Annotated in this window: 19 protein-coding genes; 11 read left to right on the top strand and 8 right to left on the bottom strand. The window is 69.0% G+C overall.

What is annotated here, in order from left to right; all coding sequences use genetic code 11:
* Nucleotides 1-1,383 carry a sensor histidine kinase gene (locus ACG02S_RS04565; RefSeq protein ID WP_394469244.1) on the bottom strand — a complete coding sequence of 461 codons (1,383 nt, stop codon included), beginning with the start codon at nt 1,381-1,383 and terminating at the stop codon, nt 1-3.
* Nucleotides 1,380-2,048: a response regulator transcription factor gene (locus tag ACG02S_RS04560; protein ID WP_394469243.1), complete on the bottom strand. Its 669-nt coding sequence runs from the start codon at nt 2,046-2,048 to the stop codon at nt 1,380-1,382. Before ACG02S_RS04560 ends, ACG02S_RS04565 begins: the two co-directional genes overlap by 4 nt.
* A gap of 75 nt (nt 2,049-2,123) precedes the next feature.
* On the opposite strand from ACG02S_RS04560, the gene ACG02S_RS04555 reads away from it, so the two are divergent.
* The 4 genes from ACG02S_RS04555 to ACG02S_RS04540 all read left to right on the top strand — a co-directional run bounded on the left by ACG02S_RS04555 (nt 2,124) and on the right by ACG02S_RS04540 (nt 6,544).
* Nucleotides 2,124-3,374: an ABC transporter substrate-binding protein gene (locus tag ACG02S_RS04555; RefSeq protein WP_394469242.1), complete on the top strand. Its 1,251-nt coding sequence runs from the start codon at nt 2,124-2,126 to the stop codon at nt 3,372-3,374.
* On the top strand, nt 3,371-4,432 hold the full coding sequence (locus tag ACG02S_RS04550) for an ABC transporter ATP-binding protein (RefSeq protein ID WP_394469241.1): 1,062 nt from the start codon (nt 3,371-3,373) through the stop codon (nt 4,430-4,432). Before ACG02S_RS04555 ends, ACG02S_RS04550 begins: the two co-directional genes overlap by 4 nt.
* Nucleotides 4,433-4,510: 78 nt before the next feature.
* Complete coding sequence (locus tag ACG02S_RS04545) at nt 4,511-5,254, top strand: energy transducer TonB (RefSeq protein ID WP_394469240.1); 744 nt, start codon at nt 4,511-4,513, stop codon at nt 5,252-5,254.
* 198 nt (nt 5,255-5,452) lie between these two features.
* Nucleotides 5,453-6,544, top strand: coding sequence for a porin (locus ACG02S_RS04540; protein ID WP_394469239.1), 1,092 nt, complete (start codon nt 5,453-5,455; stop codon nt 6,542-6,544).
* A 162-nt stretch (nt 6,545-6,706) separates the two neighbouring features.
* On the opposite strand, the gene ACG02S_RS04535 is transcribed toward ACG02S_RS04540, so the two are convergent.
* Complete coding sequence (locus ACG02S_RS04535; protein ID WP_394469238.1) at nt 6,707-7,498, bottom strand: EAL domain-containing protein; 792 nt, start codon at nt 7,496-7,498, stop codon at nt 6,707-6,709.
* A gap of 121 nt (nt 7,499-7,619) precedes the next feature.
* Between ACG02S_RS04535 and ACG02S_RS04530 the strand changes: the two genes are divergently transcribed.
* Entirely contained in the window at nt 7,620-9,599 is a 1,980-nt protein-coding gene (locus ACG02S_RS04530; protein WP_394469237.1) for an acid phosphatase, read from the top strand.
* 157 nt (nt 9,600-9,756) lie between these two features.
* Here ACG02S_RS04530 and ACG02S_RS04525 read toward each other — a convergent pair whose 3' ends face one another.
* Genes ACG02S_RS04525 through ACG02S_RS04505 form a run of 5 tightly spaced genes read right to left on the bottom strand, consistent with a single transcriptional unit; the run spans nt 9,757 to nt 14,991 of the window.
* Nucleotides 9,757-10,650 carry a glycoside hydrolase family 16 protein gene (locus ACG02S_RS04525; protein WP_394469236.1) on the bottom strand — a complete coding sequence of 298 codons (894 nt, stop codon included), beginning with the start codon at nt 10,648-10,650 and terminating at the stop codon, nt 9,757-9,759.
* A 28-nt stretch (nt 10,651-10,678) separates the two neighbouring features.
* Nucleotides 10,679-12,040, bottom strand: a complete 1,362-nt coding sequence (locus ACG02S_RS04520; protein ID WP_394469235.1) for a GH1 family beta-glucosidase — start codon at nt 12,038-12,040, stop codon at nt 10,679-10,681.
* 19 nt (nt 12,041-12,059) lie between these two features.
* Nucleotides 12,060-12,878, bottom strand: coding sequence for a carbohydrate ABC transporter permease (locus ACG02S_RS04515; protein ID WP_394469234.1), 819 nt, complete (start codon nt 12,876-12,878; stop codon nt 12,060-12,062).
* Nucleotides 12,875-13,771, bottom strand: a complete 897-nt coding sequence (locus ACG02S_RS04510; RefSeq protein WP_394469233.1) for a carbohydrate ABC transporter permease — start codon at nt 13,769-13,771, stop codon at nt 12,875-12,877. Before ACG02S_RS04510 ends, ACG02S_RS04515 begins: the two co-directional genes overlap by 4 nt.
* 2 nt (nt 13,772-13,773) lie before the next feature.
* Entirely contained in the window at nt 13,774-14,991 is a 1,218-nt protein-coding gene (locus ACG02S_RS04505; protein WP_394469232.1) for an ABC transporter substrate-binding protein, read from the bottom strand.
* Between the two features lie 390 nt (nt 14,992-15,381).
* On the opposite strand from ACG02S_RS04505, the gene ACG02S_RS04500 reads away from it, so the two are divergent.
* The 6 genes from ACG02S_RS04500 (at nt 15,382) to ACG02S_RS04475 (ending at nt 25,778) form a co-directional block, all read left to right on the top strand.
* On the top strand, nt 15,382-17,091 hold the full coding sequence (locus tag ACG02S_RS04500) for a glycosyl hydrolase family 18 protein (protein WP_394469231.1): 1,710 nt from the start codon (nt 15,382-15,384) through the stop codon (nt 17,089-17,091).
* 285 nt (nt 17,092-17,376) lie between these two features.
* Nucleotides 17,377-18,798, top strand: coding sequence for a carbohydrate-binding protein (locus ACG02S_RS04495; protein ID WP_394469230.1), 1,422 nt, complete (start codon nt 17,377-17,379; stop codon nt 18,796-18,798).
* A gap of 150 nt (nt 18,799-18,948) precedes the next feature.
* The gene (locus ACG02S_RS04490) at nt 18,949-19,998 is read left to right on the top strand and encodes a LacI family DNA-binding transcriptional regulator (RefSeq protein ID WP_394469229.1); all 1,050 of its coding nucleotides are present in this window, start codon (nt 18,949-18,951) and stop codon (nt 19,996-19,998) included.
* A 366-nt stretch (nt 19,999-20,364) separates the two neighbouring features.
* Nucleotides 20,365-23,340, top strand: coding sequence for a TonB-dependent receptor (locus ACG02S_RS04485; protein WP_394469228.1), 2,976 nt, complete (start codon nt 20,365-20,367; stop codon nt 23,338-23,340).
* 198 nt (nt 23,341-23,538) lie between these two features.
* Entirely contained in the window at nt 23,539-25,068 is a 1,530-nt protein-coding gene (locus tag ACG02S_RS04480) for a tryptophan halogenase family protein (protein WP_394469227.1), read from the top strand.
* Nucleotides 25,065-25,778, top strand: a complete 714-nt coding sequence (locus ACG02S_RS04475) for a SapC family protein (RefSeq protein ID WP_394469226.1) — start codon at nt 25,065-25,067, stop codon at nt 25,776-25,778. The genes ACG02S_RS04480 and ACG02S_RS04475 overlap by 4 nt, the downstream gene beginning before the upstream one ends.
* Nucleotides 25,779-25,780: the final 2 nt, after the last annotated feature.

The raw sequence follows: 25,780 nt of genomic DNA, 5'->3' as shown, positions 1-25,780 counted from the left end.
TCACGCGGCTGGCAGCGTCAGCCGCGCGATGCAACCGCGCGGCGCGGCCGGCAGCAGCTGCGCGCTGCCACCGTGGCGCTCGGCGATCTCGCGCACGATGGCCAGGCCCAGGCCGCAGCCTTCGCCGTGCGCGGCGCCGCGCACGAAGCGCTCGAACGCGCGCTCGCGCAGGTCGGGCAGCAGGCCGGGGCCGTTGTCCTCCACGTCCAGCCACACGTCGTCGCCCGCTCGGCGCAGCCGCACCGTGAGGGTGGCGCCCGCGCCGGCGTAGCGCACCGCGTTGTCGATCAGGTTGACCAGCGCCTCGCGCAGCAGCAGCTCGACGCCCTGCACCTGCAGTCCGTCGTCGGCGATGTCCACGCCCAGGTCGCTGCCGGCGGCCAGCGCACGCGGCACTTGGTCGGCCGCCACTTCCTGCACCAGCTGCGCGCAGTCGACCGCCGCCCAGCCTTGCGCGGCGACAGCCTCGGGCTCGGCGCGCGCCAGCACCAGCAGCTGCGACACCAGCCGTGCGCCACGCACGGCGCTCTCGTGCACGCGCGCCAGCCGCTGGCGCAGCGCCGGGTCGGCCGTCTCTTCAAGCGCCAGCTCAGTCTGGCTCTTCAGGCCGGCCAGCGGTGTGCGCAGCTGGTGAGCCGCGTCGCTGATGAAGCGGCGCTGCGCGCTCAGGTTCTGCTGCACCTGCGCCAGCAGCTCGTTGACGGCGCCGGCCAGCGCGCCCACCTCGGGCGGCGCGGCCTGCAGCTGCACGGGGTCCAGCGCGTCGGCCCGGCGGCCCTGCATCTGCGCCTGCAGCTCGGCCAGTGGCCGCAGGCCCCGGCGGATCCCGACCCAGACGACCCAGCTCATCGCCGCGACGAGCAGCGACAGCGGCAGCGCCGTGTCCAGCAGCATGCGCCGCGCCAGCAGCTCACGCGGCGCGCTGGAGCGGGCGATCTGCACGCGCAGCGTCGCGTCGGTCGCGCCGGCCGCGGCCAGGTGGAGGTCCAGCGACACGACGCGCATGGGCTCCGGCACAGTGGCGTCGAAGAACAGCGGCTCGCCCAGCGGCGCGCTGTTGGGCTCGGGCGGCATGCGCGCGTCGCCCAGCAGCAACTGGCCCGGCGGCGAGCTGACCATGTACATCACGCGATCCTCGGGATCGGCAGCCAGGATGTCCTGCGCCGACGGCGGCAGGTCCACGAACAGGCCGCTGGCGGTGGGCTTGATCTGCCGCGCCAGCGCACGTGCGGCCTGCAGCAGGCTGGCGTCCACCAGCTCGTCGGCATGCGTGGCGGCCAGCCGGTAGGCGCCGAACGCGGCCACGCCCCACAGCACCAGTTGCGGCAGCAGCAGCCACAGCAGCAGCTGGCGGTGCAGTGAACGCCCGGCCAGGGCGCTCACGACGCGGCAGCTTCGAGCAGGTAACCCAGCCCGCGCACCGTGCGCACGGCCAGGCCCGAGCCCTCGAGCTTCTTGCGCAGGCGGTGGATGTAGACCTCGATGGAGCCGCCGCCAGCCTCGTCGCCGTCGCCGCTCCAGGTCTGCACGATCTGCGCCTTGGTGACGACGCGGTCGCGCTCGGCCACCAGCAGCTCCAGCAATGCCCATTCGCGCGGGCTCAGCTCCAGCGCCTGGCCGGCCACGCTGGCGCGGCGCGCGGCGCGGTCCAGCGTCAGCTGGCGCAACTGCTGCGTCTGCGAGGCCGGCCGGCTGCGGCGCAGCAGCGCCTGCAGCCGCGCCTCCAGCTCGGGAAAGTCGAAAGGCTTGGTCAGGTAGTCGTCGGCACCGGCCTGCAGCCCCGCCACGCGGTGCTCCAGCGCGTCCAGCGCCGTCAACACCAGGATGGGCAGCGTGCGGCCGGCCTCGCGCACGCGCTTCAGCACGGTCATGCCGTCCACCAGCGGCAGGCCCAGGTCCAGGATGGCGACGTCGAAATCCTGCTTGCGCAGCAGGTACTCCGCCACGGCGCCGTTCTCGGCCCACTCCACCTTAAACGCGGCCTTAAGCAATTGCTGCTGCAACGCGTCAGCCAACACGGGATCGTCTTCGGCAAGCAGCAGGTTCATGGGCGCGATTTTGCGTTGGCGGCGCTCATGGTTAATCCGATATTAATATTTTTAATAATCGGTAATGATGCGGGCATGCTCCGTGCGCGCCTGCTGGTTCCCGTCCTGTTCGCTGCGGCCACGGCGCAGGCCGGGCCGCCTGCGGACGTCGTGCACTGGTGGACCTCGCCCGGCGAGACCGCCGCCATGCGCGCACTGGCCGACGCCTACCGCGCCGCAGGTGGCGAGTGGCGCGACCTGGCCGTCACCGCGAGCGAGCAGGCGCGCGACGCGGTGCAGCAGCGCATCGCCGCAGGCAACCCGCCGATGGCGGCGCAGTTCAACCCGTCGCGCCGCCTCCAGCAGCTGGCGCGGAACGGCCGGCTCAACGCGCTGGACGAGGTGGCACGCGCCGGCCGCTGGGCGCAGGTGCTGCCCGCCGTGCTGCTGGACGCGGTGCGCGTGGACGGCCACATCTACGGCGCGCCTGTCAGCCTGCACATGTCGGCCTGGCTGTGGAGCTCCAAGGCCGCGCTGGCCCGCGCTGGCGTGAAGCAGGAGCCGCGCAGCATGGACGAGCTGTTCGCGGCGCTCGAAAAGCTGCAGGCCGCGGGGCTGATCCCGCTGGCGCACGGCGGCCAGCCCTGGCAGGACCTGAACCTGTTCACCGCCATCCTCGCCAACCACGGCGGCCGCGAGCTATACCTGGCCGTGCTGCGCGACCGCGACGCCGCAGCGCTGCACGGCGACGCGCTGCGCCAGGTGCTGGTCGACTACAAGAAGCTGCGCCGTTATGTCGATGCCGCTTCACCGGGCCGCAGCTGGGCTGCCAGCACCGCGCTGCTTACCAGCGGCCGCGCCGGCCTGCAGTTCATGGGCGACTGGGCCAAGGGCGAGTTCCTGCAGGCCGGCCAGCAGCCTGGCCGCGACTTTGGCTGCCTGCCGGGTCTGTCACCACGCTCGCCCTACATCGTCGACGGCGACGTGCTGGTGTTCCCGAAATCCAGCGCCGACCACGACGACAGCGCCACGCCGGCGCAGCAACTGCTCGCCCGCGTGGCCACCGCGCCGGCCACGCAGCTCGCCTTCAGCGCACGCAAGGGTTCGGTGCCGGTGCGCACCGACCTGGACACGCGCACGCTCGACGCCTGCGCGCAGCTTGGTGCTGCGGCGCTGCGCGACGCCGGCCGGCTGGTCGCCAACACCGAGATGCTGCTGACGCCCGAGCAGCTGACGGCGCTCGAACGTGCCGTCAGCGACTACTGGAATCGCGACATCCCCGCACAGACGGCGCAGCAGTCGCTCGCCGGCATCCTGCTCGACAAGCAACAAAGGAGACTCCCTTGACCCGCGTTCACATCCAGGACCTCAGCATCCGCTTCGGCACGCACGACGTCATCAAGCACCTCGACCTGGACGTCCACAGCGGCGAGTTCCTCGTGCTGCTGGGGCCGTCGGGCTGCGGCAAGTCCACGCTGCTGCACACCATCGCGGGGCTGAACCCGGTCAGCGGCGGCAGCATCTACATCGGCGAACAGGACGCGACGCACGCCGAGCCCAGCCAGCGCGGCGTGGGCATGGTGTTCCAGAGCTATGCGCTGTACCCGACGATGACGGTGAAGGAGAACCTCGCCTTCCCGCTGAAGATGGCCAAGACGCCCAAGGCCGAGCTGGAGAAACGCGTGGCCGCCGCGGCCGACATGTTGCAACTGGCCCCCTTGCTGGACCGCCGGCCCAGCCAGCTGTCCGGCGGCCAGCGCCAGCGCGTCGCCATCGGCCGGGCGGTGGTGCGCGAAGCCAAGGTGCTGCTGCTGGACGAGCCGCTGTCCAATCTCGACGCCAAGCTGCGCACCGACCTGCGCCGTGAGCTGAAGCTGCTGCACACGCGGCTGGGCAACACGATGATTTACGTGACGCACGACCAGGTCGAGGCGATGACGCTGGCCACGCGCATCGTCGTCATGCACCAGGGCGTCATCCAGCAGATCGGCACGCCGGCCGAGGTCTACGAGCGGCCGAAGAACCTGCTGGTGGCGGGCTTCGTCGGTTCGCCGGCAATCAACCGCATCGAGGGTCAGGTGGGCGAAGGCGGGCGCTTCGTGTCACCAACGTTGACGCTGCCGCTGCCCGCCGCGCTGGCGGCGCGCCCGCAGGGCGAGGTGCTGACGCTGGCAGTGCGGCCAGAGAACGTGCAGCTGGGCACCGGCCTGCCCTTCACGGCCGAGATCCAGCTGGTGGAGCCGCTGGGCAACCAGCACGTCGTCTGGATGAACTGCGCCGGCACGACGGTGTCCGCCGTGCTGCCGGGCCAGCCCGAGGTGACGGACGGCGCCCGGGTCGAGTTCGGCTTCGACGCGGCGAAGACCTTGTGGTTCGACGCCGCCGGAGGCCGCCTGGAGGCTTGAGGCGCGCGGCCGGCACGGCACTTGCAAGGCTGTCATGAAAAGCTGCTGCAATCGCCGCCCCGGCCGAACACCAAGCCCATGCCCCGACGCCCTACCCTCGCCTCGCACCTGCTGGCCGCCCTGTGCCTGACCCTGCCACTGACGGCACTGGCACAGATCAGCCCCGCCGACCTCGCGGCCGCGCAGGAGCGGGCGCAGCGCGAAGCGGAGCGGGTGTTCAGCGTCATCAGGTTCCACACCATTCGTAGCAAGCCGGCGGCTGAGGCGGGCACCAGCAAGCCCCGCCGGCTCACACCGGTCACGGCGCCCGCGACACCTGCTGCGCGCGCGAATCGCCCCGCTGCCGCTGCACCGGTAGAGCCCGCCGTTGCCACGCAAGGCGCCGAGCCCGCCGCGCCTCGCCCCACCCTCGCGGACGCGAGCACCCCTACGCCACTCGCCCCGCAGACCGCACCCAGCGCCTGGCAGGCACCGCCCACCGCGGCACCGAGCGAGGGACCTGCCACGATGCCGGCGGCGCCGGTGGAAACCGATGCCGGCGGCGAAGAGCCTGACGAGCCGGAGGAGGCGCCGCTGACGCTGCAGCATTTCGTGCCCCCGGTGCTGCCGCCTGCCGTGCAGGCCACGCTTGGCGCGGGCTCGCGCCATGTGCGAGTGCGCCTTACGGTCCGCCCCGACGGCAGCGTCAGCGGCGCCGAAGCAGCGGCAGGCGTGCCGCGCCGCCTGGCAAGACCTGCCACCGAGGCCATCCTGCAATGGCAGTTCGCACCGCTGCCGCAGGCACGCACGGCGGACGTGGACATCGCCTTTCGCAGCGATTGAGCCCGCGTGGCGGGACGCTTGGAACTTACCGCGCCGCCACGGCCCCATTGAAGATAAATCTGGAACAGTCCGTTCCATCGTCTGCGTCTTTTGATCTCCGTGTGAACCCTGATGTGTCGTCCTGTGCGAAGGCCATCAGAGGACGCCAGCACACCGGGGGCCCCACCGGCGGCCCGACAGACATCGAAAGACGAGACCATGAAGTACAAGACCTTTGCTCTCTCCGCACTGGCGCTGGCCGCCAGCTCCGCAGTGTTCGCCCAATCCGCAGCCCCTTCCTCGGGCTCGCAGGTGACGCTGTACGGCATCCTTGATGCCAACGTGCAGGTGCTCGACGGCGCTGCGCGCCAGACCCGCGTTCAGTCCGGCGGCCTGTCCGGTTCGCGCTTCGGCCTGCGTGGCAGCGAAGACCTCGGCGGTGGCCTGAAGGCCTTCTTCACGCTGGAGTCCGGCATCAACGTCGACGATGGCACCTACGGCCAGAACGCGTTCTGGGGTCGCCAGGCCTTCGTTGGCCTCGCCACGCCCTACGGCAAGGTCTCGCTGGGCCGCCAGTACGGCAGCGTCTACACGCTGACGAATGAGTTCAGCCAGTTCTCCAACGTGGGCAGCGGCGCCAGCACGGCCGTCATCGGCGGCTTCGGCGGCTATGAGCCCGTGCGCGGCAGCGACGGCTCGGCCACCGGCAACGGCGGTCCGGCGCGCGTCAACAACTCGGTGAAGCTGGAGAGCGCCAGCTACGGCGGCTTCAGCGCCGGCGCGCTGTGGGGCATGGGCGAAGTGGCCGGCGGCACCGCCGACAACCGTGTCGCCGACATCTACGGCCGCTACACCGGCCACGGTGTGGATGCGATGGTGTCCGTCGTCGACGACAAGGCTGACGCGCTGGGCCAGCACCTGCGCACCGTGTCGGCCGCAGCGGTCTACGACTGGAACAACTTGCGCTTCAACGGCGGCGTGATGCAGGTCGACGACCGCGGCATCGGCGATCGCGACGGTCAGGGCTACTGGCTGGGCGCCAGTTACCGCCTGGGCCAGCACCAGTTCAAGGGCCAGTACGTCGAAAGCAAGAACGACGGCGCGCTGGTGGACGGCAAGACCCAGGCCTTCGGCGTGGGCTACCAGTACGACCTGTCCAAGCGCACCGCGCTGTACAGCTCGGTGACGCGCTTCAAGAACGACGGCGTGGGCTACGTCAGCCGCGCGGCCGGCACCATCCCGGTGGGCCTGACCGACGCGAACGACCGCAACCTGACCGAGTTCGTGGCCGGCATCCGCCACAGCTTCTGAGCCCGCGACAACGCTCCTAGGTGCGCGGAACCATCCCGCCGCGTTCCTCTTGGCCCACCCCGCCGGGGTGGGTCTTTTTTCGATCAGCCCGCGGCTGCCTCAGCCACCGGCTCGGCCAGGTGCGCGAGCAACGGCGTGCGCGCGCATGGCCCTCCGCGCGCGTCAGCGGCTCGCGGTGGCCCAGTCCACCGCCGCACCGCCGCGGAACTGTGGCCGGGCGAACAGATAGCCCTGCATCAGCGTGATGCCGAGATCAATCAGCGCATCGCGCTCAAGCACGGTCTCCACGCCCTCGGCGATGACGGTGACGCCGAGGTCGGCGCACAGGCGCACCAGGTGGTTGACGATGTGGCGGCGCGGTGCGTCCGCATCGATGCCGCGGATCAGATCCATGTCGAGCTTGATCAGGTCGGGCTGGAAGTCCGACAGCAGCTTGAGCCCCGCATAGCCGGCCCCGAAGTCGTCGATGGCGGTCAGGAAGCCGATGCGCTGGTACTCGCGCAGGATGGCCGCGAACCACGGGCCGTCCTCCACCCGCTCGCCTTCGGTCACCTCGAAGATGATGCGCTCCACCGGAAAACCATGCGTGCGCGCCGCTTCCAGCGTGGTGCGAATGCAGATCTCGGGCCGGTAGATCGCGTTGGGCAGAAAGTTGATCGACAGCCGCTCCGCGAGGCCCAGTTCGGCAGCGCCCTTGATGGCCTTGACGCGGCAGGCCTGGTCGAAGCGGTAGCGGCTGGCCTCGTTGACCTGGGCCAGCACCTGGCCGGCCGACTCGCCGGCCGGGCCGCGCACCAGGGCCTCGTGACCGTAGAGGCGGCGCTGAGCCAGGTCCACGATGGGCTGGTAGGCGAAGTCGAACAGGAAGCCCAGCCGTTCGCCACGGGCGCAGGCCTCACAGTCCTGCGGCGTGCCATCGAACGGCACGAAGCTGGAAGCGGTGGATGGCGACATGGCCAGACTCCGGGGCGGTGAGAGGCGGCCATTGTCCCCACGCGGCGGCACGCATTGACACGCCAGCGTCACCTGCGCTGCGAAGAATCGCGGCTTTTTTGCAGTCCCCCGGATTCCTTCCATGCGCAGTTCCCTCCATTTTTCGCTCAGTTCACTCACGCTGGCCGTCCTGACGGCCCTGGCTTTGCCGGGCTGCGGTGGTGGCGACGACACCGACCCCATCGTTCCCGCCGCCGCCGAGCCCGCCGGCCTGGGGCAGACGGACAGCGCCGCGCCGCCGGCCACCGCGGCCTACGTGGACACCGGCGCAAGCAACCAGCGCAACAACCCCTGCCAGGTGACGCTGGACGCCAACGCAGGCGTGCGGGTACTGCAGGGTTTCCTGGATGTGTGGACGCCGTCCACGCAGAAGGTCGACGCGGGCGTGACGCTGGCCGCTGCCAATGGCTGCGCCGCCGTCACCGCATCGACTTGGAGCGGCATCCCCGGTGACGCGACGGACGGCCAGGTCAAGAACGCCGCCGTGCATGCGGGCAACATCGGTTACGTGAAGACGGTGACGCAGTCGCGCACCGCCGCGCAGGCGCTGGCCGCCTACCTGGACGACCGCCGCGGCAAGGGCTACAGCGTGGCTGACGGCATGGGCCCGCTGACCAGCGCCTGGCGCGCCGGCGCTCAGCAGGCGAGCACCATCGCCAGCATCGATGCCAACCAGCTGCTGCCCACAGCGGTCAACGAGGGCGGCAACAACCTCGGCGTGGGCAGCGCCGCCAACGCGAACCTGGGCCTGGCGGTGGACTTCGTCGCCAACATCGCCGACGGCTCCACCGAGCCGGCCAAGCGCTTCTACAAGTACGCCCGGCCCTACCGCTGGAGCACGGACGTGAAGGTGGTGCCGGCGCTGGAGTCGGCCAAGAGCGGCACACCCACGACCGACGGCGGCTTCCCGAGCGGCCACACAGCCGAGGCCTGGCGCAACACGCTGGCCATGGCCTACTTGGTGCCGCAGCGCTACCAGGAACTCATCACCCGCGCGATGGAGATGGGCGAGAACCGCATCTTGGCGGGCATGCACTCGCCGCTAGACGTGATGGGCGGCCGCGTGCAGGCCACCGCCGTAGTCGCCTACAGCCTGAACAGCGCCGCCTATTACACGCCGGCCGTGAAGAACTCGGCCTACCAGCAGGCGCAGGCGTGGCTGACGAAGCAGGCCGGCGTCAGCGACTTCAACGCGCTGAACACCTACGCCCACACCGTGAAGACGACGGACGCGGCCAACGCGGACTTCGACCGTTTCGCCGACCGCGCGGCCAACAAGACGGCCTACACGCAGCGCCTGAGCTACGGCCTGCCGCGCACCGGGGCCGCCGGCGTGGCGGCCACCGTGCCCAAGGGTGCGGAGGTGCTTCTGGAAACGCGCCTGCCCTACCTCAGCGCCGAGCAGCGCCGCGTGGTGCTGAAGACCACCGCGTTGGACTCCGGCTATCCGCTGGGCAACGACGGCGAAGGCTGGGGCCGCCTGAACCTGTTCGCCGCGGCTGACGGCTACGGCGCATTCAACGGCGACGTGGCCGTGACGATGGACGCGGCCCTGGGCGGCTTCGCGGCGCGCGACAGCTGGCGCAACGACATCGCCGGCAAGGGCCGGCTCAACAAGCTCGGCACGGGCATGCTGCGGCTCGCCGGCGCCAACACGTACAGCGGCGGCACGCTGGTGTCGGCAGGCACGCTGGCGGCCGACTCGGCGAGCGCTTTCGGCAACGGCGACGTCTACGTGAAGGGTGGCACGCTGGAGAGTGCCGCGCCCGGCACGCTGAACATCGGCGGTGCGTTCACGCTCAACGGCGGCGCGCTGCAGCTGGTGATGGGCAGCGCGACGAACGGCAGCCTGAAGGTCAGCGGTAACGCGGTCATCGTGAACGGCGCGCTGAACATCGCGTTCGCGCCCGGCTTCAAGCCCGCCGTGGGCGACACGCTGACGGTGCTATCCACCAGCGGCCAGCGCGGTGGTCGCTTCGTAACGGTGACGGTGAGCGGCTACAGCAAGGTCACGACGACATATAGGGCCAACGGCGTGACGGTGAAGCTGGACGGCGTCTGACGACGTGCCCCTCGCCCAGGTCTGCCGCGCTTAACGCGGCGGGCCTGATCTGCGCCCCCAAGGGGCCGGCGATGCTTGCGGCATCGAGCCGCAAGCATCGCCCAAGCGGGCCGGCCGGGGAGCGGCCCGGTGCTCGGCCCGAATCCCGAACGAGGGCTCAGTTTTCCTTGTAGATCCGCACCCAGTCCACGAGCATCTTGGCGGGCAGCGGGGTGGTCGCATCCGGCGCACCGGGCCAGTCCCCGCCGATGGCCAGGTTCAGGATGACGAAGAAGGGCTTCTCGAACACCCAGGTGCCGCCCGCCGGCAGCTGGGCCGGCGTCAGGCGGTGGTACTCCTTGCCATCGACGTACCAAACGATCTCGTTGGGCCGTTTGATGATGGTGTAGGTGTGGAAGTCGTTGACCACCGGCGCGCCGAGGTCGACCGGCTTGCCGATGCCCTTCGCGCCCGAATAGCCGGGGCCGTGCAGCGTGCCGTAGGTCGAGTTCGGCGTCTGCGGCACGAACTCCATGATGTCGATCTCACCCGACGCCGGCCACGGGTTGGTGGCGATGTCGGTGCCCAGCGTCCAGAAGGCCGGCCAGACGCCCTTGCCGGTGGGCAGCTTCATGCGCGCCTCGACCTTGCCGTAGGTGAAGCTGACCTTGTTGTTGGTGTGGATGCGTGCCGACGTGTACTCGCACGGCTTGCCGTTCCAGCACGGGCCGGGGTTGGTGGCCTTCTCGGCGCTGATGACCAGCAAGCCATTGCCGTCGGTCTGCGCGTTGCGCGCATCCTTCGTGTAGTACTGGAACTCGCGGTTGCCCCAGCCGTTGTTCTCGGCGTTGCCAAGGTCGTAGTTCCAGGTCGCGGCCTTGGGCACGGTGCCGGCCGCGTCGTTGAACTCGTCGCTCCAGACCAGCGTCCACTTGCCGGCAGCCGTTGCCGACGCGGGGGCGGAAGTGGGTGCGGCGACGGCAGCGCCGCCCCCGCCGCAGGCGGTCAGTGCGGCGGCGATGACGGGCAGCAGGCCTCGCCAGGGACTGGGTGCGGGGGTGATGTCTTTCATGTCGTCGTCTCCGGTTGTCGCTATGGGATCAGCCTCGCCAGTCGCGCAGGAACTGGCGGTACCAGTCGGCGCTGGCCTTGGGGGTGCGGACCTGCGTGTCGTAATCCACATGCACGATACCGAAGCGCTTCAGGTAGCCGCTGGCCCACTCGAAGTTGTCCAGCAGGCTCCACACCATGTAGCCGGCCATCGGCACGCCCAGTTGCATGGCACTGGCCACGGCGGCGATGTGCTCGCGCAGGTAGGCGATGCGGTCATCATCCTGCACGCGGCCGGCCTGCAGCTGGTCGTCCTTGAAGGCGCCGCCGTTCTCGGTGATGTAGACCGGCGGCAGGTCGGCGTAGTCGTGCTTCAGGCCCACCAACAGGTCGGTCAGGCCCTGGGGGTAGATCTCCCAGTCCATGTCCGACACGGGAAGGCCGCGCGCCTTCGCATCCCAGGCCTCGCCGCTGGCCGACATGACGGCGCGGGTGTAGTAATTGACGCCCAGGTAGTCCATGGGCTGCGCGATGGCCTGCATGTCGCCGGCCTGCACGACCGGCGCGTCGGCGCCCAGGTCGGCCAGCGCATCGTCGGGATAGCTGCCCTTGAACAGCGGGTCGGTGTACCAGCGGCGGCCATGCGCGTCGGCCAGGCGAGCGGCAGCGATGTCGGCCGGCATGGCGGTGGCCGGTACCCAGGAGCTGAGGTTGAGCACGATGCCCAGCTGGCACTTGTTCGAACGTTGCGCGCCGTCGGCCCGCAGCGCCTGCAGGGCCAGGCCGTGGCTCAGCAGCAGGTGGTGCGCCACCTGCGTGGCGATCTTTCGGTTCTTGATGCCGGGCGCGAAGACGCCCTGTTCATGGCCCAGCGTGGCGACGACCCAGGGCTCGTTGTGCGTGGTCAGGCCGTCGATGCGGTCACCGAGGCGCGCCTGCACGTGGCGCGCGTAGTCGACGAAGCGGTGCACCGTGTCGCGGTCGTTCCAGCCGCCACGGTCCTGCAGCCCTTGCGGCAGGTCCCAGTGGTTCAACGTGGCCCAGGCCTGGATGCCCCGGCGCTTCAAGCCATCGACCAGGCGCTCGTAGAAGTCCAGGCCCTGGGGGTTGAACTCGCCATGGCCAGCGGGCTGCACGCGCGGCCAGGCGATGGAGAAGCGGTAGGCGTTGACGCCCAGCGACGCGATCAGGTCCAGGTCTTCGTCGAGCCGGTGGTAATGGTCGCAGGCGACGTGGCCGTTGCTGGCGTCGGCGATGGCACCGGGCTGCTGGCAGAACCGGTCCCAGATGGACTCGCCCTTGCCGTCCTCGAAGGCAGCGCCCTCGATCTGGAAGCTACTGGTGGCCACACCCCAGACGAAGTCGGGCGCAAAGTGCTGATGCAGCGGGCGGTGCAGGGGAACTTGTGACATGAGCAGGGCTGTTGTTGCTTTACTTGACCGCGCCGGCGGTGAGGCCCGCGATCAGCTGGCGCGAGGAGATGACGAACAGGACGATGAGCGGCAGCGTGGCGATGGCTGAGCCGGCCATCAGTGCCCCCCACTCGGTGGACGTGGTGCTGAACAGGCTGCGCAGCGCCAGGGGCAGCGTGTAGTTCTCGGCCGTGCGCATGACGATCAGCGGGTTCATGAAGTTGTTCCATGAACTGATGAAGGTGATGAGGCCCAGCGTGCCCAGCGCCGGCTTCATCAGCGGCAGCGCGATGCGCCAGTAGATGCCCAGCTCGCTGGCGCCGTCGATGCGCGCGGCGCTCAGCAGCTCCTTGGGCACCGTGCTGGCCGCGAACTGGCGCATCAGGAAGATGCCGAACGCGCTGGCCGCGCCGGGCAGGTACAGCGCGCGGTGCGTGTCGATCCAGCCCAGCGCGTCCATCACCATGAAGCTGGGGATCATGTTCATGAACGCCGGCACCATCATGGTCCCCATGACGAGCGCGAACAGCGTCTTCTTGAAGCGAAACTCCAGCATCGCGAACGCATAGCCGGCCATGGAGCAGAACAGCAGCGTGAGACCCGTGGACATCAGGCCCACGTACAGGCTCCAGCCGACGTTCTTCCAGAACGGCAGCCGCGTCGTCAGGATCTGCAGGTTGTTCAGCAGCTCCGTGCTGAAGAACAGCGGCGGCGGCACGTTGAAGATGTCCGTGCGCGACTGCGTCGCGAACACGAACATGAAATAGAACGGCGCCAGCATGATCAACGCACCGATGCCCACGATGGCGTAGGCCAGCAGCTTGGAGGTCTTGTTCATGCCTTCACCTGCCGGTCAGCGAACGCCTGGTTGGTCAGCCAGGTCAGCAGCGCGATGACGCCGAACATGATCCAGGCCAGGGCGCTGGCGCCACCGAAGTCGCTGAAGTCGAAGGCCAGGCGGTAGAGGTACATGCCCACCGTCATCGCCGCCTGGTCGGCACCGCCCTTGCCGTTGGTCAGGATGAAGGGCTCCTCGAACAGCTGCAGCCCGCCGATGATGGACAGCGTCACGCCGAACAGGATCATGGGCTTGATGCCTGGCAGCGTGATGCGCCAGAACTGCTGCCAGGGGCCGGCGCCGTCCAGCGTGGCGGCTTGGTAGAGATCCTTGGGAAGGGTCTGCAGCGCGGCCAGGTACAGCACGAGGTTGAAGCCCACGTAGCGCCAGAACACCACCATTGCGACGGCCGGCTTGATGGCGTCCGGCGATCGCATCCAGTTGATGTTCTCGGTGCCGAACAGCGCGTGCAGCGCCTGGTTGACGAGGCCGTAGTCCGTGGAGAACAGCGAGCCGAACAGCATCGAGATGGCCACCGTGGACGTGATGTAGGGCAGGAAGTACGCGCCCGAGAACAGCCCGCGCCAGCGGCCGAAGGCCTGGTGCAGGAACACCGCCAGCGGCAACGCCACCAAGTGCTGCGGCAGGCCCGCCACGACGGCCAGCCACATCGTGTTGTAGAGCGACTTCCAGAACCAGCGGTCGGTCAGCGCGAAGACGAAGTTGTCGACACCCACGAACGTCATGGACTCGATGCCGCTGGTGGGCTCCCACGACTGGAACGCCAGCCACGCGGAAAACAACAGCGGGAACAGCCCGAACACCGCGAACAGGATCAGGAACGGGCTGACCAGCAGGTAGGGCGCCCAGCGGGCGGGGATGCGGTATTTCATGATCAGCGGTTGGCGCGGTGCAGCAGCAGGGCTTGCGCGTCTTCCAGCGCCTTGGGGATGGGCTTGCCGTACTCCAGCACGTTGTCCAGCTCCGCGTTGATGACTTCGTCGGCGAACTTCTGCTGCTTGTGCATCTTGACGACGGGGATTCGCCGGGCCGCGTCGCGCCACAGCTGACGGGCCTTCTGACCGCCGAGGAAGGGCAGCGGCTGGTCGAAGAAGTCGCCCTGCTGCGCGGCCAGCAGCGCCGGAAACGCGTCCTGCGACTTGAAGGCCTCGAACTGGCGCTGCGGGCTGAGCGTCAGTTCCTGGATGAGCTGCCAGGCCAGCTGCTTGCGTTCGGGCGCCGAGCGGCGCGGGATGGCGTAGTAGGTGCCGCCGTAGGAGCAGTAGCTGTTCTCCGGCAACTGCGCCACGCGCCACTTGCCGGCCGTACCGGGCGCCACCCAGTTGGCCATCTGGCCGGCCATCCAAGCACCCGACATTTCGGTGGCCAGGCGGCCGCGCTTGAGCATCTCGGCCCAGTCGTTCTGCCAGACCTCCACGCGCGCGTCCAGGCCCCGCTGGCGCACCTGGCGTGCCAGCTCGAACGCGCGCACGAAGCGCGGCGACGTGATCTGCGGGCGCTGCTGCTGGTCGAAGAACTGCCCCTCGCCCGGCGGCGTGCCGGCGCGCACGATGATGTCCTTCAGCAGCCGCACGTCGCCGATCAGGTAGGCGCCGGTCCTGGCCTTGAGCTGCCGACCGGCATCGACATAGCTGTCCCAGGAGCGCGTCAGGTCGTCTTCCTTCAGGCCCGCCTGGGCCAGCAGGTCGGAGCGGTAGAACAGCGAGCCGGGACCGATGTCGCTGGGCATGGCCACGATGACGCCCTGGCGGTTGCGCGCGGTCTCGATGGCGAACGGCACGAAGCGATCCTTGAAGCGCTCGGCGCCAAACGCCGGCGCGGACAGGTCTTCCAGCCCCGCGCCCAGCGAGAAGCGGCCCAGATAGCTGGTTTCCAGCGCGATGACGTCGGGCAGGTGACCCGAGGTGGACAGCGCCGTCGTCATGGCGGTGTGGTGGTCGTCGTATTGGCGGCTGATGACCTGGGTGCGCACGCCGGGGTGACTGCGCTGCCAGTCCTTCAGCAGATCTTTGGCGATGACGTCCACCAGCGGGAAGGCCGCCACCGTGAGCGGCTGGCCGACGGCGCCGGCCTGGGCCGGGCTGACGCCCAACCAGGATGCTGACGCACCGCCCATAGCAGCTGCTAGCAGGTGTCGGCGAGAGAGATCGTTGGGAACTGACATGGTTTGAAAGCGCTTTCAAGATTGTGTGCCAACGCCACCCCCGACCCCAAGCCGCACAAACCCTAGGCCCACCGGACACGAAGGATGGCCGAGGGCCGCAACGTTTTGTGACCCGAACCCTGGGTTTCCACCCGTGACGCCACCGTCGCCGGTTTGCAAAGTGGTATTTAGGAGGTGGCAGAAGTCGCAAACTGGATGAATACCAGTTGAAGCCAGCTCCAGAGCCTGCACGGAGCGGCAGGCCCATCGCCGGCGTGGCCGCAGCACACCCGGGCGGCCGGCGCCCACCACGAGCACTCAAAACACAGGACTTCTCCCATGAAGCAAGCCTCACACGGCATTACGGCGCACCAGCTGCGCCGCTTGGCGGTCATCACGGCCGCCGCCTTCGCACTCGGCGCGCACGCCCAGACCTATCCCGCCTGGACGCCGGACACCTACTACACGGCGGGCACCGTCGTGACCTACCAGGGCCGCCTCTACCGCGCGACGGTCAACCAGACCGACTACGCGTCCACGGGCTGGAACCCAACCAACGCGTCGCTGTGGACCGACATCGGCACCTCGTCGGGCCCGTCACCATCGCCCGCGCCGACGCCTGCTCCGACACCCTCACCGACGCCATCTCCCACGCCGGCGCCGACACCTGCCCCCGCGCCCAGCGGCAGCTGTGCGCCGACCTGGGTCGCCGCCACCGCCTACGGCGGCGGCGCCATCGCCAGCAAGGGCAGCACCAACTACAAGGCCAACTGGTGGACGCAGGGCAACGACCCCGCCAGCAACAGCGGCCCAGTCGGCAGCGGCCAGCCGTGGACGTCGCAGGGCGCCTGCAACACGGGCCCGGCTCCCTCCCCCGGCCCAGCGCCCTCGCCTGGCCCGGCACCCTCGCCGGGTCCGGCGCCGTCGCCCGACCTGACCGACCCGGCCGCGCGCTCCGCCACGCAGAACGGCCGCGCCTACACGGTCTATTACCCGACCTGGAGCGACAACTGGTTCGATGCCAGCGGCAAGACGCTGAACCAGGTCTTCCAGGTCAGCAACTTCGCGCGCATTCCGGCCAACTACACGCATGTGGTCGTCGCGTTCGCGCAGCCCAACTTCACCTGGGGCGGCATGGCGGCCAACAACTGGTCCGGCACGGGCATCAACTTCAACGGCCGGCCGTCAGACATCAAGGCCGCCATCGACGTGCTGCACGCCCGGAACATCAAGGTCATCCTGGCCGTGGGCGGCGCCACCTACAACAGCTGGAGCCAGCTGTCAGCCGAGGGCCATGCCGGCAGCGGGCCGACCATCACGGCGCTGGCCACCCTGATGAAGGACGTCGGCTTCGACGGCCTGGACGTGGACTACGAAATCGAAGGGCTGGACGGCTACGCGGGTGCCGTGAAGGCGATGCGCAAGGCCGTGGACCTGGCCGGCGGAGGCCGCATCCTCAGCGTGGCCGGCTGGTCCACCGGCGCGGACTGCACCGGCGCCACGCAGAACGATCCGCAGTGCACGGGCGTCGGCGTCAGCTACTGGGGTGGCAAGGCCGGCCTGGAGCGCCAGCTGGTCAACGCCTACCCCGCGCTGAAGACCGCGTTCAACCTCGTCAACATCATGAGCTACGACGCGCGCTACGAGAACTACGACGGCGTGACGGCCTGGAAGCAGTACCGCCAGCTGTTCCCGAGCAGCACCATCGTGTCCATCGGTTTCGAGACTGCGCCGGAGGGCTGGGCGGGTGGCCAGCTGGTGGTGAACAACGCCGATGCGCAGTGCACGGGCTCGGTCATCCTGAAGAACAGCTACGGCCAGACCATCAACCAGCCCTACTCGGTCGAGCGCTACCTGAACGCCGTCACCACCAGCACGCTGGCGAACCGCAACCCACGTGACGGCGCGATGCTGTGGCAGGCGCTGAAGACCGCCAACGGCGCCTGCGGCAGCGCGACGCTGGCCTCGCCGGGCACCATCGGCCGCAAGGCTGCGGGCAGCCTGGGTCTGGTGGACGACCCGGCGCTGCAGAACGCGCCCTGGAAGTGAGCGACTGCTGACTCGCAGCGTGCGCTGAAGGTCGCCGGTTGCCCCGCACCGGCCGCCCTTCGAGCGTTCATCACCGCCGCCAGCCCAGCCATCGGCCGGGTTGGCGACGCTCCCCTGCCGGCGGCATGGCTCGCGCATCTGGTCGATCGCTCGCAGGGGTGCGGGTCCGCCCGTCCCTCACTTCGGCCACAGCCACCCGTTGCTCGGGGCTTTCAAGCACGCAAAACTGAAAGCGCTTTCAAGTCGCCGATACAGGCGGCGGGCATCACCCTGTTGGAGACACCAATGAAACTGTTCAGATCCCTCTTTCGCCCCGCGCTGGCGGCATTGCTGGCCACGGCAGCCGGTCTGGCCCATGCGCAGTGGCAACTCGTCTGGAGCGACGAGTTCAACGGCAGCATCGGCCCCGAGTGGGTCTTCGAGACTGGCACCGGCGCCAATGGCTGGGGCAACAACGAGCTGCAGTACTACCGGCGCGAGAACGCCAGCATCGAGAACAACGCGCTGGTCATCACGGCGCGGCGCGAGAACTTCGGCGGCATGGCCTACACCTCCGCCCGCATGAAGACGCAAGGCGTCAAGACCTTCAAGTACGGCCGCATCGAGGCCCGCATGAAGCTCCCCAGCTTCCTCGGCGCGTGGCCGGCCTTCTGGATGCTCGGCGCCAACCTGCCGCAGGTGGGCTGGCCGGCCTCCGGCGAGATCGACGTGATGGAGAAGATCAACGACGAGCAGAAGGTCTACGGCACCATCCACTGGCAGGACCACACCGGCCAGTACGCGCAGTACAGCGGCAACGTGGCCACCAGCGTGACCGACTGGCACGTCTACGCCGTGGAGTGGGACGCCAGCGCCATCCGCTGGTACGTGGACGGCGTCAAGTACCACGAGGCCAGCATCGCCAACGGCGTCAACGGCACCAGCGAGTTCCACAACGACTTCTTCCTGCTGCTGAACTTTGCCATCGGTGGCAACTGGCCGGGCTTCAACGTCAACACCGCCGCGCTGCCGGCCAAGATGCACGTGGACTATGTGCGGGTGTATGCCCCCGCGGCCGGCGGCGTCGCCACGGCCTACCAGCACTGCAACTACGGCGGCTATGCGGCGTCCCTGCCCGAGGGCAGCTACACGCGCGCCCAGCTGCAGGCCCGGGGCGTCGGCGACAACGACCTGTCGTCGCTGCGCGTGAGCGCAGGCTGGCAGGTGCAGCTGTTCGACAGCGACAACTTCGGCGGCGCCAGCGTGACGCGCACGGCCGACAGCGGCTGTTTGGTGGACCAGGGCTTCAACGACCGCGCCACATCGCTCGTCGTCTCCCGAGCTGGCGCAGGCTGGTCGCGTCAGGTCGAGGCCGAGGCCTTCAGCGCCCAGGCTGGCGTGCAGACTGAGGCCAGCACCGAGGGCGGCCAGAACGTCGGCTGGATCGAGACCGGCGACTGGATGGCCTACAACGGCATCAGCTTCCCCACCAGCGGCAGCTACCGCGTCGAGTACCGCGTGGCCAGCCCGGGCGGAGGCACGCTGTCGCTGGACCTGAACGCCGGCAGCGTCCCGCTGGGCCAGGTCGGTGTGCCCAACACCGGCGGCTGGCAGAACTGGGCCACGGTGTCGCACACGGTGAACCTCACAGCCGGCACCTACAACGTCGGTGTTTTCGCCGCCCAGGGCGGCTGGAACATCAACTGGATCAAGTTCACCAAGCTCTGAGCGCTTTGGCTCCCGGCGCTCGACGATGCGCGTGGCATGGCGCCACGCGCCCACTACCCGCAGGGCGTATGGGGAGCGGCCGTGCGCGCAGCCCGCGCGAAGAGCCGTGCCGGAGCGCGCCTACACTCGGCCACCCCCGCCGGACCGCCGATGAAAGACAAGACGCCCCCCGCCAAGAAAGCGCATTCAAGCCGCCCTGACGGCGTCGTCACGCTGGAACAGGTGGCGGAGCTGGCCGGCGTGTCGCCCAGCACCGTGTCGCGCATCCTGAACGGCACGGCTGCGGTCAGCGAGGCCAAGAAGGAGGCGGTGCAGACCGCCATCCAGACGCTGGGCTTCCGCCCCAACCCGGTGGCGCGCGGCCTGGCCGGGGGGCGCACGATGTCCATCGGCGTCGTCACGCAGATCATCTCCAGCCCGTTCTACGGCGAGGCGCTGCTGGGCATCGAGCGCGAGCTGGAGCGGGCCGGCTACGTGCCGCTGTTCGTGTCGGGAAACTGGCATGAGGACGACGAGCGCAAGGCCATCGAGGCGCTGCTGTCGCGCCGCGTAGACGGCATCATCGTGCTGGCCGGCCGCCTGCCGGACGAGCAGCTGGTCAGACTGGCGGGCGGCCTGCCCACGGTCGTCGTGGGCCGCCAGGTCACCGGGCCACAGCTCTACAGCTTCGGCTTCGACAACCGGCTGGGCGCCCGTCTGGCCACGCAGCACCTGATCGAGCAGGGCCACCGGCGCATAGCGTTCATCGCCGGCGACCTGATGCACGACGACGCCGTCGAGCGCCAGAACGGCTTTCTGGACGCGATGGCTGCGGCCGGCCTACCGGTGGACCCCGACCTCATCGTGCAGAGCGACTTCACGGCGGCCGGTGGCATGCTGGCCGTCAGCCGGCTGCTGGAGCGCAACGCGTCGTTCACGGCGCTGTTCATCTCCAACGACGAGATGGCGATGGGCGCCTGCCTGGGCCTGCACCGCCGCAACCTGCGCGTACCGGACGACGTCTCCCTGGTCGGCTTCGACGATGTCGTCATGGCGCGCTACACCATGCCCCCGCTGACCACCGTGCGGCAGTCGGTGTACGAGATCGGCAGCGAGGCCGCGACGGCCATGCTGGCAATGCTGCGTGGCGACAAGCCCAGCGCCCAGCCGCCCGGCCCCGAGCTCATCGTGCGCGAGAGCACGCGGCGCCTGCTGCGCTGAGCGCGCACGCATCGCGGCTCCGACGCGGGAGCGACGCCCCCGATCACCGCTGTCGTGCGGCTGGGGAAAACCATGTGGTCGCCAGACGCGTTCGTTGCCATGATTTACTGAAAGCGCTTTCATAAGAGCTCGCTTTTCGCCTGGCTGCGCGTCGCTCGGCAGATGACTGGAACGAGGTTTCGCCCCATGTGGAAGCCGCTGTGCGTCACTGCTGTATCGCGCGAGCTGCCGGTCCCTGACTGTTGCCTGCAGACCTCGGACCAAGGGTGTTGCCTAGTTTGAAAGCGCTGCCATTCAAGTATTGTTGAAAGCGCTTTCAGTCCCATTGAGGACATCACGACAAGATCACAACTCAGGAGACAGTGAATGAAACAACGTCGCCCCGCCCTGCGCCTCACGGGCCTGGCCGCTGCCAGCGGCCTGCTGTTCGCCGGCGCCGCCCCCGCCCAGAACGCGCCGACCGTCGGCACGGTCGCGCCGCAAGCGATGGCCAGCACCACGCAGCTGGAAACGGTGGTCGTCACCGGCATCCGCCGTTCGCTGGAAACGTCCGTCAACCTGAAGCGCCAGGCCTCCGGACTGGTTGACGGCATCGTGGCCGAGGACATCGGCAAGTTCCCCGACACCAACCTCGCTGAATCGCTGAGCCGCATCAGCGGCGTGTCCATCGAACGCAACAACGGCGAAGGCACCAAGATCACCGTGCGCGGCATGGGCCCCGACTTCAACCTGGTGCTGCTGAACGGCCGCCAGATGCCCGGCGCCAGCATCGACAGCAGCGCACCGGCCTCGCGCTCGTTCGACTTCTCCAACCTCGCCTCCGACGGCGTTGCTGCACTGGAGGTTTACAAGACCAGCCGCGCCGCCAGCCCCACCGGCGGCATGGGCGCGACCATCAACGTGCGCACGCCCCGCCCGTTCGACACGCGCGAGACCATTGCCCAGATCGGCGTGAAGATGGTCAGCGACGACTCCGCTCGCCGCCTGCCGGGCGAGCAGAAGGGCAAGACCGCCACGCCAGAGCTGAACGGCATCTATAGCACGCAGACCGCCGATGGCATGTTCGGCGTGGCGCTGATCGGCACGTACCAGGAGCGCGACTCCGGCTACACCCAGGCCCGCGTGCCGGACGGCTGGAAGAGCTTTGTCGGCGACGAAGGCGGCTGGGGCGCGCTGCCCGCCGGCCCGTCGACCACCATCAAGAACCGCCCGGGTCCGACCGACCTGTACAGCGTTCCGCAGAACATCAACTACTCGTTCACCGGCATCCATCGCGAGCGCCTGAACGGCCAGTTGGTGCTGCAGGCCCGGCCCGTGAAGGACCTGACCGCAACGCTGGACTTCGTCATGTCGGAGCAGAAGTTCACGCAGCGCCGCAACGACATCTCGGCCTGGTTCAACTACGGCGGCCAGTTCGGCGAATTCAGCCAGGGCTCGCCGTCGTCGCCGCTGATCTATGGCGAGCCGTTCAACAACGCCGACCTGGCGATGGGTGCCTCGCGCATCAACACCAAGAACAAGAACCGCTCTGTCGGTCTGAACCTGAAGTGGAAGGCCAGCAACGCGCTGAGCTTCGATTTCGACGCCCATCGTTCCACCGCCACCTCGGGCGCGGCGGACGACCTCGGCACGGCCGTCACGCTGGGCACCGCCGCCTTCGTGCGCGGCAACACCTACGTCGACTTCAGCAACAAGTTCCCGGTGATGAACATCGCCGGCACCGGCACGCTGAACCCGGCCAGCATGGAACTGCAAGGCTCGGTGTTCGGCAACAGCTACCACCGCAACCAGGTCACGCAGGCCCAGGCCCGCGGCAACTGGAAGATCAACGACGACAGCAGCCTGGATTTCGGGCTGACGCTGACCGAGGTGAACAACCGCTCGGCCTTCTCCAACGTGCAACGCGACACTTGGGGCTCCAACATCGCCGGCGGTCCCGCCGCGATGCCGGACGACATCTTCAAGCTGGACTCCATCAGCCAGTACTTCGGCCGCATTCCGGGCTCGGGGGACTCGCGGATGTTCAACCAGATGTTCAACTTCAACTTCGAGGACCTGCGCACCGCGGCCATCAAGCAACTGGGCTCCGACGCGCTGCTGAAGGCCTCGTGGGACTTCAACGACGACTTCCGCACGAAAGAGAAGTCGGAAGCCGTGTTCGGCCAGTACAACCTGGCCTGGGAATGGGGCGTGCCGATGGACGCCGCCGTCGGCGTGCGCTACGAGCGCACCAAGGTGAACTCGCCGTCCATCGAGAAGATCCCCGTCTCGGTCGCCTGGGTGGCGGACAACGAAGTACCGATCAGCTTCTCTGGCACCCGCTCCGCGTCCAAGGACGGAAAGTACGACTACGTGCTGCCCTCCATCGACCTGAGCGCCGATGTGACCAGCGACACCAAGCTGCGCCTCAGTTACGGCCACTCTATCGGCCGCCCTGGCTGGAACGCCATCCAGGGCGGTCAGCGCATCAACCAGCTGGCGCGCGTGGACGGCGGCGAAGCCTCCGTCGGCAACCCCAACCTGCGGCCGCTGCATTCACGAAATCTGGACTTCTCGGCGGAGCACTACTACGCCAAGAGCAGCTACGTCGCCGCCAGCTACTTCCGCAAGAACCTGAAGGACTACAACGAGGGCGTCGTCGAGAACATCTCGCTGTTCGACCTGCGCACCCCCATCGGCGGCGCGCTGTACAACGAAGCCAACACGGCAGGTAGCTGCGCGAACAACACGGACTGCATCCGCCGCTGGATCTTCGCCAACCGGGCCAATGCCCCTGGCGTTGCCGCACGGCCCGACCTCAGCCCGTCCGCCGGCACCATCACCGCGCAGGCCACCGATCCGCTGCTGGTTTTCAAGCGCGCCAACTACGTCAACAACACGCGCCGCGCGACCATCAACGGCATCGAGCTGAACGCGCAGCACACGTTCAGCAACGGCTTCGGCGTGTCGGCCAACTTCACCAAGGTGCGCTCCGACCTGGACTACGACCTCGCCAAGAAGGGCGGCCAGACGGACGTGCTGGTAGGCATGGGCGACTCGGGCAACTTGGTGGGCTTCTACGAGAACGAGACCTTCAATGTCCGTGCGGCCTACAACTGGCGCGGCAAGTTCCTCGTTGCCAACTTCGGTGGCGCGGAAGGCGCGCAGCCGCTGTATGTGGAGGCTTACGGCCAGTGGGATCTGAGCGCGGGGTACAACTTCAACAAGCACCTGCGCTTCCAGGTCGAGGTCGTCAACGCGACGGACGAGTACACCCGCACCCACATGCGGACCGAGCAACAACTGGGTGGCGTGACCCAGCTGGGCCGCCGCTTCATGCTGGGCGCGCGCTACAAGTTCTGAAGTCTGGTTCGGCGGCGCTCGCGTTCTGTTGGGGCGCCGCTCTTTGTTCGCCGATGGGCGAGGCCGCGCAAGCGGCTTTTTTTGTTGGCCCCTCGTCCAGCTCAGCACCGCGGAACGCGGGCTAAGCTGGTCGTTCCCCCAGAGGCCGGCTTGGGAGCGGCCCGGCGCTCGGCCACTCCCCAGGCTGAAAGACACGCGATGAACGACCGACTGCAACACATCCTCGTGCTCGGCGGCGGCTCCGCCGGCTGGCTGGTGGCGGCGCTGCTGGCGGCCGAGCACCCCGGGCTGCACATCACGCTGATCGAGTCGAGCGAGCAGCCGCCCATCGGCGTCGGCGAAGGCACGTGGCCGTCCATGCGCGACACGCTGCGCCGCATCGGGCTGTCCGAGACCGAGTTCGTGCGCCGCTGCCAGATGTCGTTCAAACAGGGCTCGCGCTTCGACGGCTGGGCGACCGGTGCGGCCGGCGAGCACTACTATCACCCCTTCATGCTGCCGGTAGGCCATGGCGACGTCGACCCCGTGCCAGCCTGGCTGGCCGCCGAGCCGGCCATCGCGTTCGCCGATGCCGTAAGCCCGTCGCCGCAGCTGTGCGATGCGGGCCGCGCACCCAAGCAGCCGCAGACGCCCGAGTTCGGCGCCGTCGCCAACTACGCGTACCACTTCGACGCCGGCCTGTTCGGGCAGGCGCTGCGCGAACACGCCGTGCAGAAGCTGGGCGTGCGCCACATCGCGGACCATGTCGAGGCGGTGCTGACCCAGGACAACGGCGACATCGTGTCCCTGCAGACGCGCGACCACGGCGCCGTCTCGGCCGACCTGTTCATCGACTGCTCCGGCATCGCCTCGCGCCTGATCGGCCAGCATTTCGGGGTGCCGCTGAAGAGCGAGCGCGCCGTGCTGTTCAACGACGCCGCGCTGGCGCTGCAGGTGCCCTACGCGCAGCCCGAAGCGCCGCTGGCCCCTGTCACCATCGCCACCGCCTGGGCCAAGGGCTGGATCTGGGACATCGGCCTGCCGAGTCGCCGCGGCGTTGGCGCCGTCTACTCGCGCGCCCACGCCAGCGACGACGAGGCGCACGCCGCGCTGCAGGCCTACCTGGACCGCACCGGCGCGCCGGCCGAGCGCGGCACGCCGCGGCCCATCTGCTTCGACCCGGGCTACCGCGAGCGCTTCTGGGTGCGCAACTGCCTGGCCATCGGCCTGTCCTCGGGTTTCATCGAGCCGCTGGAAGCGTCGGCGCTGGCGCTGGTGGAACTGTCTGCCCAGCGCCTGTGCGACGAGCTGCCCATGACACGCGCGGGCATGGACGCCGTCGCCCGCCGGTTCAACGACGACTTCGGCTACCGCTGGGGCCGCGTCATCGACTTCCTGAAGCTGCACTACGCGCTCAGCCAAAGGGACGACAGCGACTACTGGCGCGCGCACCGCGATCCGGCCTCGTGGCCGCAGAGCCTGCGCGACCAGTTGCCGCTGTGGCGGCTGCGCCCACCCGCGCGGCACGACTTCGGCCGCATCGACGAGGTCTTCCCCGCCGCCAGCTACCAGTACATCCTCTACGGTATGGGTTTTCGCCCTGACGCGGCCCCGGCCGCCGCCGCCACACTGCAGGCGGGCCGCGCCTGTTTCGACGAGGCCGCCCGCCAAGTGCGCCGCCTCGTGCCCGCCCTGCCCAGCCACCGCGCGCTGATCCAGCACATCCTCCAGCACGGCCTGCCGACATGACCCGCCCCACCGCCCTCAACAACGTCCAACACCGCCACCTGCGCGTGCGCACCGAGCGCGCTGCCGCCTTGGGCGATGCGCGCCAGTCCGTGCTGGCCCTGCCGGCCGAGTTCCGCCAGCTGCAGGCGCACTTTCCCCTCGTGTTCCAGCATGTCGACGGCGACGCTGGATTCCAGCCCATCGCGTTGATGGGTTTGGAGGAAGGCCAGAACCTGTACCTGACCGAACACGGCTGGGACGCCCCTGTGGTGCCGATGGCGCTGCAACGCGACCCGTTCATGATCGGCCGCCACGGCGACGACCTGCAGCTGCACATCGACCTGGACAGCCCGCGCATCGTGGCCGAGGGCGACACCGAATCCGGCACGGCGATTTTCATGCCGCACGGCGGCCACAGCGACTATCTGGACCATGTCGTCAGCCTGCTGGAGCACCTGCACGCGCAGGCCCAGCAGCTGCCTTCCTTCATCGGCGCGCTGACGCGTCACCAACTGCTGGAGCCGTTCGCGCTGGACATCGAGCTGCCCGGCGGCGAGCAGGGCCGCATCTCGGGCCTGTACACCATCCACGAGGAACGCCTGGCCGCGCTGTCCGGCGCCGCACTGGAGGCGCTGCAGCGCGAAGGCCACCTGCTGCCCATCTACATGCAGCTGGCGTCGCTGGCGCAGCTGCCGACGCTGCTGGAGCGGCACACGCGCCAGGGCCGCTGACC

It is taken from the genome of Pelomonas dachongensis, from assembly GCF_043555865.1.
Lineage (GTDB): Bacteria > Pseudomonadota > Gammaproteobacteria > Burkholderiales > Burkholderiaceae_C > Pelomonas > Pelomonas dachongensis.
Note: the sequence above shows the minus strand (reverse complement) of the source record. Positions and strands in the feature narration are given on the sequence as shown.

Excerpts from the sequence above, each read along its gene's own strand:
- ACG02S_RS04560 (WP_394469243.1), bottom strand. The coding sequence starts at position 2,048 with ATGAACCTGCTGCTTGCCGAAGACGATCCCGTGTTGGCTGACGCGTTG.
- ACG02S_RS04555 (WP_394469242.1), top strand. The coding sequence starts at position 2,124 with ATGCTCCGTGCGCGCCTGCTGGTTCCCGTCCTGTTCGCTGCGGCCACG.
- ACG02S_RS04545 (WP_394469240.1), top strand. The coding sequence starts at position 4,511 with ATGCCCCGACGCCCTACCCTCGCCTCGCACCTGCTGGCCGCCCTGTGC.
- ACG02S_RS04540 (WP_394469239.1), top strand. The coding sequence starts at position 5,453 with ATGAAGTACAAGACCTTTGCTCTCTCCGCACTGGCGCTGGCCGCCAGC.
- ACG02S_RS04535 (WP_394469238.1), bottom strand. The coding sequence starts at position 7,498 with ATGTCGCCATCCACCGCTTCCAGCTTCGTGCCGTTCGATGGCACGCCG.
- ACG02S_RS04530 (WP_394469237.1), top strand. The coding sequence starts at position 7,620 with ATGCGCAGTTCCCTCCATTTTTCGCTCAGTTCACTCACGCTGGCCGTC.
- ACG02S_RS04525 (WP_394469236.1), bottom strand. The coding sequence starts at position 10,650 with ATGAAAGACATCACCCCCGCACCCAGTCCCTGGCGAGGCCTGCTGCCC.
- ACG02S_RS04520 (WP_394469235.1), bottom strand. The coding sequence starts at position 12,040 with ATGTCACAAGTTCCCCTGCACCGCCCGCTGCATCAGCACTTTGCGCCC.
- ACG02S_RS04515 (WP_394469234.1), bottom strand. The coding sequence starts at position 12,878 with ATGAACAAGACCTCCAAGCTGCTGGCCTACGCCATCGTGGGCATCGGT.
- ACG02S_RS04510 (WP_394469233.1), bottom strand. The coding sequence starts at position 13,771 with ATGAAATACCGCATCCCCGCCCGCTGGGCGCCCTACCTGCTGGTCAGC.
- ACG02S_RS04500 (WP_394469231.1), top strand. The coding sequence starts at position 15,382 with ATGAAGCAAGCCTCACACGGCATTACGGCGCACCAGCTGCGCCGCTTG.
- ACG02S_RS04495 (WP_394469230.1), top strand. The coding sequence starts at position 17,377 with ATGAAACTGTTCAGATCCCTCTTTCGCCCCGCGCTGGCGGCATTGCTG.
- ACG02S_RS04490 (WP_394469229.1), top strand. The coding sequence starts at position 18,949 with ATGAAAGACAAGACGCCCCCCGCCAAGAAAGCGCATTCAAGCCGCCCT.
- ACG02S_RS04485 (WP_394469228.1), top strand. The coding sequence starts at position 20,365 with ATGAAACAACGTCGCCCCGCCCTGCGCCTCACGGGCCTGGCCGCTGCC.
- ACG02S_RS04480 (WP_394469227.1), top strand. The coding sequence starts at position 23,539 with ATGAACGACCGACTGCAACACATCCTCGTGCTCGGCGGCGGCTCCGCC.
- ACG02S_RS04475 (WP_394469226.1), top strand. The coding sequence starts at position 25,065 with ATGACCCGCCCCACCGCCCTCAACAACGTCCAACACCGCCACCTGCGC.